At 43.0% G+C, this 13,733-nt stretch carries 11 protein-coding genes; 5 read left to right on the top strand and 6 right to left on the bottom strand.

Annotation, left to right across the window (positions count from 1 at the left end):
- The first annotated feature begins 281 nt into the window (after positions 1–281).
- Entirely contained in the window at positions 282–1,508 is a 1,227-nt protein-coding gene (locus UYC_RS0117435) for a DUF4336 domain-containing protein (protein WP_016878214.1), read from the top strand.
- Between the two features lie 83 nt (positions 1,509–1,591).
- On the opposite strand, the gene UYC_RS0117430 is transcribed toward UYC_RS0117435, so the two are convergent.
- The 5 genes from UYC_RS0117430 to UYC_RS37890 form a co-directional block, all read right to left on the bottom strand.
- A complete protein-coding gene (locus UYC_RS0117430; RefSeq protein WP_016878213.1) occupies positions 1,592–4,849 on the bottom strand; it encodes a type 2 lanthipeptide synthetase LanM family protein in 3,258 nt (1,085 codons plus the stop codon).
- 125 nt (positions 4,850–4,974) lie between these two features.
- Positions 4,975–5,253, bottom strand: coding sequence for a mersacidin/lichenicidin family type 2 lantibiotic (locus UYC_RS0117425; RefSeq protein WP_016878212.1), 279 nt, complete (start codon positions 5,251–5,253; stop codon positions 4,975–4,977).
- A gap of 94 nt (positions 5,254–5,347) precedes the next feature.
- Positions 5,348–5,515 (bottom strand): hypothetical protein, encoded by a 168-nt coding sequence (locus tag UYC_RS38945; protein WP_235181622.1) that lies wholly within the window; start codon positions 5,513–5,515, stop codon positions 5,348–5,350.
- A 154-nt stretch (positions 5,516–5,669) separates the two neighbouring features.
- Positions 5,670–6,560 carry a helix-turn-helix domain-containing protein gene (locus UYC_RS0117415; RefSeq protein ID WP_016878210.1) on the bottom strand — a complete coding sequence of 297 codons (891 nt, stop codon included), beginning with the start codon at positions 6,558–6,560 and terminating at the stop codon, positions 5,670–5,672.
- 216 nt (positions 6,561–6,776) lie between these two features.
- Complete coding sequence (locus UYC_RS37890) at positions 6,777–6,920, bottom strand: response regulator (RefSeq protein ID WP_157171253.1); 144 nt, start codon at positions 6,918–6,920, stop codon at positions 6,777–6,779.
- 205 nt (positions 6,921–7,125) lie between these two features.
- Here UYC_RS37890 and UYC_RS0117405 point away from each other — a divergent pair, with 205 nt between their 5' ends.
- The 4 genes from UYC_RS0117405 (at position 7,126) to UYC_RS0117390 (ending at position 12,587) form a co-directional block, all read left to right on the top strand.
- The gene (locus tag UYC_RS0117405) at positions 7,126–7,569 is read left to right on the top strand and encodes a COG3650 family protein (RefSeq protein ID WP_016878208.1); all 444 of its coding nucleotides are present in this window, start codon (positions 7,126–7,128) and stop codon (positions 7,567–7,569) included.
- 150 nt (positions 7,570–7,719) lie between these two features.
- Positions 7,720–10,488, top strand: a complete 2,769-nt coding sequence (locus UYC_RS0117400; RefSeq protein ID WP_016878207.1) for a bifunctional acetate--CoA ligase family protein/GNAT family N-acetyltransferase — start codon at positions 7,720–7,722, stop codon at positions 10,486–10,488.
- 327 nt (positions 10,489–10,815) lie between these two features.
- The gene (locus UYC_RS0117395) at positions 10,816–11,112 is read left to right on the top strand and encodes a hypothetical protein (RefSeq protein WP_026087707.1); all 297 of its coding nucleotides are present in this window, start codon (positions 10,816–10,818) and stop codon (positions 11,110–11,112) included.
- A 122-nt stretch (positions 11,113–11,234) separates the two neighbouring features.
- Positions 11,235–12,587 (top strand): serine hydrolase, encoded by a 1,353-nt coding sequence (locus UYC_RS0117390; RefSeq protein ID WP_016878205.1) that lies wholly within the window; start codon positions 11,235–11,237, stop codon positions 12,585–12,587.
- A gap of 124 nt (positions 12,588–12,711) precedes the next feature.
- Here the strand turns inward: UYC_RS0117390 and cydB are convergent, their stop codons facing one another.
- Positions 12,712–13,725 carry a cytochrome d ubiquinol oxidase subunit II gene (gene cydB, locus UYC_RS0117385; protein WP_016878204.1) on the bottom strand — a complete coding sequence of 338 codons (1,014 nt, stop codon included), beginning with the start codon at positions 13,723–13,725 and terminating at the stop codon, positions 12,712–12,714.
- Between the last annotated feature and the right edge of the window lie 8 nt (positions 13,726–13,733).

Raw genomic sequence — 13,733 nt, 5'->3', positions numbered from 1 at the left:
TTTTTTTTCACGTAACTTTGATACAGATATGAACGCTACAATATAAAATTTAGCCGTTCATTTATGCTAAAGCGATCGCACTCAAGTTAAATCAAGATACTACTACTATTATTTTTGTTTAAATTTAGTCATCAGGCATTAAAGAAAGTAAGTTATGACAAAAAGTAGTTTAAAGTAGTTGATTGCTTCAACAATTTGTTAAACTCCAAATCCTAAGGAGTAAATCAAACAGGTTTAGGAGTAGGAATTTTTAAGGGGGTCGTGGAGTGTTTCAAACCACGATGAATAAACAGGCAGCGAAAGCATCCGAGATTAATTCAGAAGACTTTTCATGGCCGTTGTGGCCTGTTGTACCACTTTATCCATACAGTAGGCGGCGGACAATCCGCAAAGAAGTACTTCAGGATACTATCTGGACTTTTGACCAACTTCAAGGCATTTTCTATGTTGTTGTACCTATTCGTATGACAGTTGTGAAGCTGGCTCAAGGTGGTTTATTGGTATATGCACCCGTTGCACCAACAACCGAGTGTATTCGACTTATGCAGGAATTGGTAGCAGAACACGGGGATGTCAAGTACATCATTCTGCCCACTACCTCCGGTTTAGAACATAAGGTTTTTGTTGGCCCTTTTTCTAGATGCTTTCCAAAAGCACAGGTATTTGTCGCTCCCAATCAGTGGAGTTTTCCCCTGAATCTTCCCCTCAGTTGGCTTGGCTTACCGTTTGGGCGCACTCAACCACTACCAAAAGACAGCACTACAGCACCTTTCGCAGATGAGTTTGACTATGCGATTCTGGGTTCCATCGAGCTTGGGCTAGGTAAATTTACAGAAGTTGCATTCTTCCACAAGCGATCGCACACACTATTGATTACGGATTCAGTAGTTTCTATACCCGAAGAACCACCTGCGATTGTCCAATTAGATCCATACCCATTGCTATTTCATGCCAAGGATAATGTGTTTGATGTTGTTGCAGACAATCAAGCAAACCGCTGTAAAGGTTGGCAACGCATCTCACTGTTTGCTATGTACTTTCAACCAAGTGTACTGGAGGTTCTTGGTTGGGACGAAGTATTTCGCAATGCCTTAAAAGCACCAGAACGCTCAAAGAAAGCTTATTTCGGTTTGTTTCCTTTTAAATGGAAGAGCGACTGGAAACGGTCATTCGATGTACTGCGAGGAGATGGTCGTCTAATTGTAGCTCCAATTTTACAGACTCTGATTCTAAATCGAGCACCGAGGGAAACTATTGAATGGGCAAATCAGGTGGCAAGCTGGGATTTTCAGTGGGTGATTCCCTGCCACTTTGACTCGCCAATCAAAGCAGGAGTGCATCAGTTTCGACAAGCATTCTCTTTTCTAGAAAAATATCCTGTGGAACGTGCAAGTTTGTTAGGAAGTAGCAGTTATTCCTTACCAGAACAAGATTTTAAAATACTTAAAGGAATCGATGCAGCTTTAAATAAGCTTAGGATTGTGCCGCCACCTAAAGATAAGGTGTAATATAAAATTCTCTAAAGGTTAAGTATATCTTTTCGTACAGAAAAATCGTGATATCTCCATACATCATTATGTATGTATTGTGATTATAGTGTCTGAGGTTTGGGAGACTCTAGCATCAAGACTGACGGAACTTGTGATGGTGCTGAAAGACGTAATAATTGATATCCGATTCCGGACAAGCCCGTCATTAATCCGGGGGTTTCAACTCTCAAGGGAACCCCACATAACCAGCCATATTCATCTATGCTTTTGAGAATAATCGCCGAAAGACGATCAACTTGAGTTTTCCATTGCGGTTCGTCGAAGATCAGACTGGCTTGTAACAGCAGTTCTAAGTTACCTAAGTCACCGTGACATAGGGAATGATTACTACTAAATCCATGATTGATAGTGGTTTTTAAGGCTGTGATAATTTCTGCTCTGATTTGAGCATCATCAAAGTATGGAAGACAGCGTAAACGAGCTAATCCTATTCCTGGTGCACCATGACACCAGGCTGTCATACAGATAGGCTGGTTGCTAGTGTCTGCTAGAACAGTAGCAGTAAAATTACGTAAATCAGGCCAATTTCCAACCTCCGGACAGAAGAGGCTGCGCTCGTAGGCAATAGCATTGAGAGCCGCTTTACGAAAGCGTTCCTCAGCAGTCAGTGCAGCTAGTTCTAGTAGTGCCCATGCCATACCAGCAGCCCCATGAGAAAAGCCAGTCAGAGGCTTTGTCTCTACATCCTGGCCAAGCCAGCCGGGTTGAACCTGGCAGAGCAGGCGATCGCCACATTGGCTTGCGATAGCAAGAGTATGTGAGCAGGGATGGGAACGGTACAGGCTAATTAAACTACCAATGCACCCAGCACTACCACTGATAATATCAAGTTCTCGATCTTGCTCTAACAAATTTGGAAGAAGTGCTACTAGTGCCTCAGCCTCATTCAACAACTCTGGCTGTTGCCAAAGTTCACTTAAATGGACTAGTGTGTAGATTATTCCGCCCCATCCGTTAAATGCTCCAATCCCTGTTATGTTTGATTTGCGGTCTTCTATTCTATGCCGCAGCGTTACTAATGCTAGGTGTGCTAGGCTAGTGTAGCGCTTTTGTTTCGTAATTTTTCCAAGATAAGCCAGGAACAAAATTATCCCAGGTATCCCATCATAGAGATCTACTCCCAACGGTAGGAGCAACCAGTGACGTTTATTCGTAAACGTTAAACCGAGCCAAGTGACATCATCTTGTCCACGCAGAGCTAACATCTCTAACCGATCTCCAATAGATTTTGCAGCTGCCAACAATCGCTCAGGTTCGGCAATGATCTCTGGTTCTCTCCATGTATAGCTTGACCATCGAATTTTATCTTTTTCCATCGCTAGAGATGTGAGTGAAGCACGAATAAACCAGAGTTGCTTCTGTTGATCGGCTTGACTGAGTTGCTGGATATGCGATCGCACCCGATCCATACTTGATTGGCGATAAAAATAGGGAAGTCTCTCGTAGGCACTGTTCCACAGATCGCGTGAACTAGGCTGTGTTGTGAATATAGGAATGTCACCTCTTTGAAGATCTGCACGTTCTGCAGGAATTACCTTGGCTAAATAAGGGTTGTATTTGGTACTAATCCACAGCCTATCGAAAAAGCGATCGCGCTCCAGGGCATTACGTAGGAGATCGGGATGAAAACTATTGCGCAGTAGTTCCGAATAGGTCTGCGTTTCTCGAAGAACAACGCGCACTTCGTCTGTGGCAAAGCGAGCCAAAGGCCCATCAACTGACAACAACTCATCTCGGTGTTGCAGCAATAATTTATAAGTATTGGTAAACCCAACAGTAATAGCTTCGGTGTAGTCCAACACGTTTATCTGAGAATTATTAAGGGTTGGTCGATGACGACCCACAGATATCTGCATCCGTTTACATTTGAGCTGCATTTTATCTGTTCCCAATCCATCCCAGTAGGAAATTTCCTCTGACGAGATTTGACCTTCTAAGGCACCTAAACCGCTGATGTCAATGCCGTCAGATTCGGCAGTTACTCCTTCACGTTGGGGAAGCAATCCAATGCGTAACACTGAATTAGCCATTGTTTGACTAGCGAGCCAATCTGATTGGTTTTGGTCTTTTTTTTCAAAGCGTGGGTGAAAAAGTGTTTCCAGATCAATAAGAACGGGATGCTCACCTGCCGCAATCAGGTTATCGCAGTGAAAATCTGTGGCATCCAAAGCGTAGAGGAGGGCAAGGTAACTTCCTTGACGTTCGTAGAAACGCTGGACTTGCACCACAGAAGTACAAGTTTGGGCACAAATGTATTCAACCCACCCATAAGAACCGCAATTAAGAATATTAATTGTCCGAAAAGGTGGCTGGGTACCCTGTTCATTTAGCCAAGTTAAAAGTTGTTGAAAATGCACATCAACAGCTAAGGAGCGAGGCTTATAGACTATCTGCAAGCCAGAACTAAACTTTGCTACCAGTACTGAACGTCCACTCCGGTGTCTATCACCCATGCCGCTATCTAGCTGTATGAGTACACCTGGGTCTTGGTTGGAACTGAAGGTAGCCCGGATAGCATTCCAATCGGTGCACAAATGATTGAGAAATTCCAAACTGAACGCAACCCAGTTATCAAGGCAACTTACTATTTGCCGAGCCAAAACGGGATACTCCTGTAATATGGTAAGAGCTGTATCGCGCTGGCGTAAGCGCTGTAAAAAGCTCTCAAATCGCTGTTGGGGGGTATCACCTGTGAGAAGTTCTTGGAGGCGGGCGACATGGAGTTCCAAAACTAAGGTGCGGTTGAGCCTACTAAGCAAACGCTCTGGCAAGTTGCCAAAAAGTACCTCTTCGACTGTATTTGGATCAAAGGCTAATTTGGATTGAGTTGCTATTATTGCTTCGACTCCTTGATGCAAGCGTTCAAGGCTTTGACTGATCAATGGCTCGATCAAATTCAAAAAACCAGTAACTTTTTCACCACGCAGTTCCTCTGAAAGTGGGATTGAGTTGGAGGAGAGAGGACGATTATATGCCTGGACAAGGTCGATTAGCCATGCTGGGGGTTTGGGACAGCGAGCTTTTACAGCTTCAATCGGTTCGCCTAGAAGATAAAGAAATTCTTCCTCGTTCATGCCATCCATTGCCAAACGGTGGAGAAAATCGTTATCAGTTGTAAGTGGAAGCTGTGTTAGTGAAGCTCCTGTATAGGAATCTCGCCAGCGCTGCATTCGTCGTTGAGCTAGATCGGCATTAGTTTTCGCATTGGGTATATACTTAGCTGTGCGAAGTGAAGCTATGCGTTCTGACAATGTGAGTGCATAAAACCAAGCAGAAGATTGAAAACATGGTTGAGTCATAGCATCATTAGCAGCAGTATAGAAAAGGAAAGCTAGTCAGCAATCTCACTGAGAGAATTTTGCGGTCTAGCTTCAAAATTGGTTGATTTGCAATGCACAAATAATCAGCATCCAGAGGATAAAGCCTAAATGCTGAACATGTCTAGACTTGTGGAGTCCGAGGAACAAGTAAGAACATGTGAACTTGGCTTACATTCAGTTGTTGGATCTGTGGTTTTCTTGACTAGATCGCATATTGTTGAGTCCTTAGTTCGCTTTGAACCACCGTTAATAGTTTCTATTTCTGCATCTGTTAGCTCAATCAGCCCTGCTGGATTTTCAGGAAGTTGTGCTCTGTGCTCTTCACTCAAGCTGTTGCGATACTCTTCATCTTTCCAAGCGCGAATAATATCTTCGTTTGACATTGTTTTTCTCCTAAATTTATATTTGCTTCATTTTTGTGGAAGCAAGGGTATGGAATTGGTATCAGAATCTCTGATACCAATTCCATGTCAAAGATCATGCGGGAACAGGTCTGGAATTAAATCCAGGTGGCAGATAATGTCCCGGAATGTCGCCTATGCGACGACGTCCACCGGACATTTGAGCAGCTACTTCATCACTAAGTTCCTCCCATAAAACTTGAGTGAGTTCGTTTGGGGTGGTTTGCAATTTCTGAGTTTGCATTGTTTTCATAGGATTTTTTTGTAGTGTTAGTTTAAAGTCAGAAATATCTAACTTCAGAAGAACATACAGAATTGCTGTAATGTACAGTTTTCAGAATGCCAAACCACTAATCGCTTGTCTTGCACGTTTGTGCTACTTTTGCACAATTTTGCTATCATTTGAGCAAATTTTTAGGTGTTACTCCGGTTAATCGTTTGAAGTGGCGATTAAGGTGGCTTTGATGGGAAAAGCCACAGGCTTGAGCAACATAAGCAATACTCATCTCACCTTGCAGTAATAGTTGCTTTGCCCGTTCTATGCGCTGTTGAATCACATACTGGTGGGGGCTTAGTCCCGTAGATTGCTTGAATAATCGGCAAAAGTGATAGCGACTGATACCGAGATAATTAGCGATCGCATCTAGAGAGATCTGCTGTGTTAGGTGATCTTGGATATAATCAACTGCTTGTTTTAGCTGCTGTTGCGGTAAACCTCCCACATACTCGCGGATCAAAGATTTTCGAGTTGAGTAGTTTTTCAGGAGATGAACAGCTAAAAATGTTGCGGCTGATTCAGCGTAGATACGGCTATCTAAACCATTCGTTCTAAGTTGTGCTTTCAATCCCAGCCCAATTTGATGAACCAGTAGATCTTGAGCGATCAGATGTGGTAAAATCTCAAAATTATCTGTATCAAATAACTCTACAGCATTACGAGTTAGTAATGCATAATCCAGGTAAAGGAAAAGAACATTGGCATCCCTATCCCAACGGATTAGTTGGGGAATATGCATTGGACAAAGTGCCACTGCACCTGTAAACATTAATCCTGCTTGTAGATGTCTATCCAGGATTCGCTCCACCTGAAAACTTTTACCAAGATTAATAGTGATGACAAATTGGTTGAGAGAATACTCAGGAGTTTCCCCTGGTGGTAGGTAGCGCTGCTCTAAACTGATTCCGCTCCATATGTTTCTACCGCTAAAAAGTATGGGTGTTTTACAGAAAACTTGTGAAAAAAAACTTTCGCACTTTGCACTAATCTCTGGCAGATCATCGCCTGACATAGTTCACCTCGTAGTTATCAGATATACTCAGTCATGTTCTGGAATTTTTGGATTAGGCAGGTTAAGTGAAGCCATAGGAGATCCCATGACTCATTACTTGCTTAGAACTAATTTTTAATTCCTCTAATTAAATTGGTGAATCATAGCCTCGGCTTTTATACCTCTACACCAAATTGATGTTGAATTTCGCTTACTTCATGCTAAAGAGTTAAGTTATTAGCGCTGAAATGAGGATGCACAATGAGCTTTACTCATAACTTGAGCGATCGCCTTAACTAAATCTTCTGGCACTACAGGCTTGTAGATATGCAACTCAAAGCCAACTGCAAGCGCCTGACGTCTGATAGTATTCTCCAGCATAGGCAGTTAGGGTAATAGCTGGAATTTGTCCACCTTTCTCTAAAAAAATTTCCATCTCTCTGTAGGCTGGCAGAGTAAGTATTAAGCTCATCGCTGGCTAAAGTACAGAGGATTTCACATCATTAGACATCACTTCAATCTCTAGTGGAAACTATTGATAATTTTTTTGTGTCATTCAATTAGAATTTAAAGCGGCTCGATTTTTATGAAAAAAGCTCTTGTATCCAGCATCTTAAGTTTGGGAATTTGTACCACCACATTAGCAGTCTTTGCTCATATCAGTCTTAATAAAGAATTAGGATTTCTAAAGATAGATGCTGCCTTTGCTGGCAATAATGCCAAAGTAGAAGAATTTATTATTCGGGGAACCGAACCATTTTGGAATGTTACTGTTAGCAAAAGCGGAATCGTTTACTCTTCGCCGGACACTCGCAAGTTAACATTCCCATATGTTGCACCATTAACAGCAGCAGGTCGTCCAGCAGATTTAGTCAGAGTTTACAGATTGAGGGGTAAAGGCAATCATAGTATACTCACGATCAAAAAAGTAAGTGCCTGTAGTGATGGTATGTCTGACAAGAATTATCCCTACTCAGCAACTTTGATCTTGGGCAATACAGTTTTAGAAGGTTGTGCAGAAAGAAAGTAAAGTATCTTGTGTTTCATTTTTGATACCAAGCATGAAAAATGATTGCGATATTTATTAAATTTCCTCACAAGTTCCTCAACTATTTCTTTTAACCTACGAGCTGGATTTAGTACCTTTACAAGGGTGTCCTCGTTAAGGAATTTTCGCAATATGCAATCCAGCAGCAAATTTAAAACCGATCCCACCTATGACATTCTACGTTCCGAACGCCAACCCCTCAGTTCTATTTTTTTACCGGAGGCAGTTGCTGTCATAGGTGCGAGCGACTCGCCTGGAAGTGTAGGACGTACCTTACTGTGGAACTTGATTAGTAACCCCTTCGGGGGCACGGTGTTTCCTGTAAATCCCAAACACCATAGTGTTATGGGTATTAAAGCTTACAAAAATATTGCAGAAGTACCAGAACCTGTAGATTTGGCAGTTATAGCCACACCCGCTTCAACAGTTCCTGGTATAGTACGGCAGTGTGTAGAAGCTGGGGTAAAAAGTGCAGTTATCATCTCTGCTGGTTTTAAGGAAATTGGTGAACCTGGGATAGAACTAGAACAAGAGATTTTACAGGAAGCTCGTAAAGGTAAACTTAGAATTATCGGCCCCAATTGTTTGGGAATAATGAATCCTCATACGGGACTCAATGCTACTTTTGCTAGCGCGATCGCTCGTCCGGGGAAGGTGGGCTTCATCAGTCAGAGTGGCGCACTATGCACATCTATTCTGGACTGGAGCTTGCGAGAAAATGTTGGGTTCAGTGCTTTTGTTTCTATCGGCTCAATGCTCGATGTGGGTTGGGGAGATCTAATTTACTATCTTGGTGATGATCCCCGCACCCAAAGTATAGTTATTTACATGGAATCGATAGGAGATGCACGCTCGTTTCTGTCTGCGGCTCGTGAGGTAGCGCTAACTAAGCCCATTATTGTCATTAAAGCAGGTCGGACAGAGGCAGCTGCCAAAGCCTCGGCTTCTCACACAGGAGCGCTCACAGGCAGTGACGAGGTACTCGATGCTGCCTTTCGGCGTAGTGGGGTATTGAGAGTCACCAGGATTTCTGAATTGTTTAACATGGCGGAGGTACTAGCAAAACAGCCTCGTCCTAAAGGCCCGCGCCTAACTATTATCACTAATGCAGGTGGGCCGGGAGTACTGGCAACTGATTGTCTAGTTAGCACAGGTGGAGAACTGGCAGAGCTTTCGTCAGATACAATTGCTGCAGGCAATGAATTTTTGCCACCTTATTGGAGTCGCAGTAATCCAATCGACATTTTGGGAGATGCCGATCCGGAACGCTATGCCAAAACTCTAGAAATTGCTGCCAAAGATCCTCATAGTGATGGGTTTTTGGTGATTCTCACTCCCCAGGCAATGACCGATCCTACCCAAACTGCGGAACGGCTGAAATCTTGTGTGGAGGCGCTTCACGAGCAGACTTTACAAGGCAAACCCATCCTGGCAAGTTGGATGGGGGGAGCAGAGGTGATGGCAGGAGAAGCGATTCTCAATCGTGCCAGTATTTCCACTTATCCATATCCGGATTCGGCAGCACGTGTATTTACTTATATGTGGCAGTACACATATAACCTGCGCGGCATCTACGAAACTCCGGTGCTAGTAGAAAAATGGGATAAATTACCCGATCGCACCTTTGCCGAAAAGTTAATTGAAACAGCCCGTCAGGCAGGGCGAACCATTCTCACAGAGATGGAATCAAAACAAATTCTGGAAGCCTATGGTATTCCCACCGTGCAAGTCTGCGTGGCTGCCACAGCAGATGAAGCCGTTGATTGTGCCAATTCTCTTGGTTATCCAGTAGTACTCAAACTTTTGTCAAAGACAATTACCCATAAAACTGATGTTGGAGGCGTGCAGTTAAATCTCATGGATGCCAAAGCTGTGCGCTGGGCTTACCACGCCATTAAAACCTCTGTGACAGAAAAAGTGGGAGCAGAACACTTCTTAGGAGTGACGGTGCAGCAAATGTTGAACCTGAACGACGGCTACGAATTGATTGTCGGCAGTAGCCTCGATCCGCAGTTTGGCCCGGTATTATTGTTTGGTGCAGGGGGACAATTAGTAGAAGTATTTAAAGATAGAGCGATCGCACTTCCTCCCCTCAACACAACCTTGGCGCGGCGGATGATGGAACAAACTCAAATTTATAAGGCGCTTAAAGGCGTGCGGGGACGCTCACCAGTAAATCTTGCCGCTGTTGAGCAACTATTAGTAAGATTCTCCCAACTAGTGGTAGAACAACGTTGGATCAAAGAAATTGATATTAATCCCTTGTTTGCTTCTACAATTAAAACCTCTCCAGATCCGATCGCCCTAGATGCGCGAATTGTCCTTCATCCAGCCGATGTCAAGTCAGAAGAACTGCCAAAAATAGCAATTCGTCCCTATCCAACGCAATACGCTACACCTTGGACGCTGAAAGATGGCACACAAGTTATCATCCGCCCTATTCGTCCTGAAGATGAACCGCTAGCTGTGCAATTTCATAAAACGCTGTCAGAGCAAAGTGTTTATTTTCGTTACTTCAATTTAGTTAAACTAAGTCAGCGAATTGCCCACGAACGACTGATACGTCTGTGCTGTATTGATTACGATCGCGAAATGGCACTTGTTGCGGAATATAAAAACCCAACTACAAATGAGCGTGAAATTATAGCGCTAGGCAGATTGACAAAATTACATGGTTTGAGTGAATCAGAATTTGCCTTGCTGGTTAGTGACAAATTCCAGTACCAAGGATTGGGCACTGAATTGCTCAAACGACTACTGCAAGTTGCTCGCAATGAACACATTAAGCGCATCACTGCTGACATTTTACCGGAGAACACAGCCATGCAAAGAACCTGCGAAAAGGCTGGCTTTCGCCTGGATCGTATGCCAGATCTGGTAAAAGCAGAGATTGATTTGTGATGCCTGCAAAAATTTCGCGATCGCTCCGATTTTGGATGAGACTAATCATTTGTATCAGGTATTTCGTGAAATGGTATTACGCACGAGTTATCGAATAATAAACCGCAGAGTACGCGGAGGACACGGAGGAAAGAGAATTTGAGAGGAATTTTGCGTAAGTCCTATGGATGACGAATGGTTGCAAACTTCTGTAAAGTGGGTGAAATTGAACTAATCCCAATGGCATATACTATTAGTAGATGAGTATTTACTCATAGGGAAGTGGCAAACACCGCCCCACTTCCTCCCTAAAACAGCCAAATGGGGTATGTAGCGGTTAAGCGTCAAATGTATACCACCTATTTTGACGAGTACCAAAAGCAATTCAACGAGTGGCAAAAGCAGTTTAGTGATTGGCAGAAAACATTTTTAGACACCTGCCTAGAAAATTTGCCGAATATGCAACGAGAAGAAAATCTCTCCGAAGCTTTTAATAAATCCCTGGATTTCCAAGAAGAAATTGTGAAATCTTTCCTGGAAGCCCAAGAAAAAAATAACCAGATGATGCTAGACGCTCAAAAGAAATTCTGGGAAGACTATTTTGAAAGGATGCGGAAGAAGCCAACTGCTACTGCTAGTAGTTAGGATTGCAGTTGTTTCCTCGATTAAAGAAAATTAACATCTTTGCAACCCTCAAGGGCGATCGCTCTTGGGGATTTATGCTGTATGTGGTACGTCCTTATTAGTCGTAATCTTGGTGAGTCTGCATGGACGAGCAAAGAAAACAGTCACAGTTTAGTCATCTAGCTGTTGCTGACGAGATGACAGCTTATCTGCAAGCGTGTCTAGGCAATCGCTACTTTATGGGATCGGTATTGGTTGCCCGTGCAGGTGAAGTACTCTTAAGTGCAGGTTACGGCATGGCTAACCTTGAACATAATGTTCCAAATACACCCCAGACAAAGTTTCGTCTCGGTTCGATTACCAAGCAGTTCACAGCGACGGCAATTCTCCAACTTCAAGAGCAAGGTTTGCTAGAGGTACAGGATTCGATTTCAAACTATTTGCCCGACTACCCTAACGGTAAAAAAATTACTATTCATCACCTGCTTAACCACACTTCAGGTATTCCCAATTACACAGAATTTTCTAGCTTTGAGCAGACAAAGAAAATCAAGGTAACTCTGAATGATTTGATTACCAGGTTTAGTAGTGAACCATTAGAGTTTACGCCAGGTGAGCGTTATCAATATACAAACTCTGGTTACGTGGTACTCACCAAAATTATTGAAACAGTCTCCGGTTACTCCTACGCCGACTACCTGCAACACCAAATTCTTAAACCTTTAGAAATGTTTGACTCAGGCTGCGATCGCCAAGAGGTGATTTTGTCCCATCGAGCTTCGGGCTATGTTTTTACTGGCGAAACTTATCAAAACGCAGATTTTATCGATATGTCATGGCCATCGGGTGCAGGGGCAATGTACTCAACCATTGAGGATCTTTACAAATGGGAGCAAGGACTTTATACCGATGTAGTACTGAGTGAGGCGTCTAGAGAGATGATGTTTACACCCAAGGTTACGATTCGTGCAGCAGAAGATGGTAAAGGATATTACCACGGTTATGGGGGAATTATATGTACTCACTTTAAACGCAAGCTTTTGTATCACGGTGGCGGGATTGATGGTTTTAGCACTCGCATTGCTAGATATCCAGATGAACAAGTTTCTATTATTGTGCTTACCAACATAGATCCAGCAGTAGCAACACCAGTTGTAGCTATTGCAAATGATTTGGCTGCAATTTTGTTTGATGAACCTTATCAGCTGCCTAAAAAACGGCAAGCGATCGCACTTGATCCCGCGATTTATGATGCCTACGTCGGGCAATATGAATTGGAGCCGGGATGGGTGATGATAGTTACAAAAGAGTGCGATCGCATTTTTGCTCAATGGGCTGGACAGGAAAGAGTTGAATTGTTTCCAGAGTCATCAACAAAGTTTTTTATGAAGCTAATAGATGCTCAACGCACATTTGTAGTAGATGAGACAGGCAAAGCATCACACGTAATCCTACATCAAGGTGGACGAGAGCGTGTGGCAACTAGGATGTATTAGAAAGTAGCCAGAAGATTGTCTGTAAGGTGATTTTAGTCCAAACTATACCTAGAATTCACTTCTTGTCCACCAATGTCAGAGCAGCAATGTAGAGACGCGCTGTTTGAAACGTCTCTACACATCACTATTCCCCATAGTGTCCGCCAGTAACCTTACCCCGAAACACAATGTACTGATAGATGTTATAAAACAACATTACAGGGATGAGCGCACCGATAAGAATAATCATGAATACCAGCGCACTAGGATCGGCGGCAGCTTCATAAATGGTGATTTGAGTCGGAATAATGTAGGGGAAAACAACCATTGCCAACCCAATAAACGTGAGCAAGAAAAGCAAAATTGTCCAAATAAATGGTGCCCTCTCTTCTTTACGAAATAAACTCCTAATTAGTAGCGAAATCAACAAAACTCCTAGCAAAGGAATCGCGGCAAAGACATAAACCAGAGGACGATGAAACAAACGCTCTCTCGCGTACTCATAAAATATCGGAGTTGTAATAGTAATCAAAATTGCTCCGATTAGGGTTGTCACCGCTGCAATTTTCGCTGTTTTGTAATGGGTTTCTTGGAGTTCGCCTGTAGTTTTCCAAATCAAGTAATTTGAGCCAATCAGCACATAACCTTGAATTAGTGTCAAAGCTACCAATATAGTTTGCCAACTTAACCAATCCCAAGTTGTACCGATAAAATGCCCTGCTTGATCTACATTAATTCCCTTTAGTACACCGCCAAGAGCAAATCCTTGACCGAGTGCTGCCAGAAAACTCCCTGCGCCAAAAGCAAAGTTCCAAAATAATTTCCGTTTTGCTTGTTCGCGGAACTCAAACGCCACAGCACGAAATATCAGCCCAAACACCATTAACAGAATCGGGATGTAAAGAGCATTCAAGATTGTGCCATAGGCAAGAGGAAAAGCTCCAAATAAACCTCCTCCCATCAGTACTAACCAGGTTTCGTTAGCATCCCAAATGTTACTCAAACTAGTCATTAAGATTCCACGGCGTTCTTCATTGGAAGCAGTCAAGGACAAAATTCCCACTCCCAAATCAAACCCATCCAGCATCACATAGAGGAAGAGAAAAAGGGCTAAAATTCCAAACCAAACCTGTGGTAAAAAATAAGTTAGCGTCTCCATATCATCTC

Origin of the sequence: Chlorogloeopsis fritschii PCC 6912 (assembly GCF_000317285.1) — a bacterium.
GTDB classification, from domain to species: Bacteria; Cyanobacteriota; Cyanobacteriia; order Cyanobacteriales; family Nostocaceae; genus Chlorogloeopsis; species Chlorogloeopsis fritschii.
The sequence above is the reverse complement of the archived record's forward strand: the minus strand, read 5'-3'. Positions and strand labels throughout refer to the sequence as shown.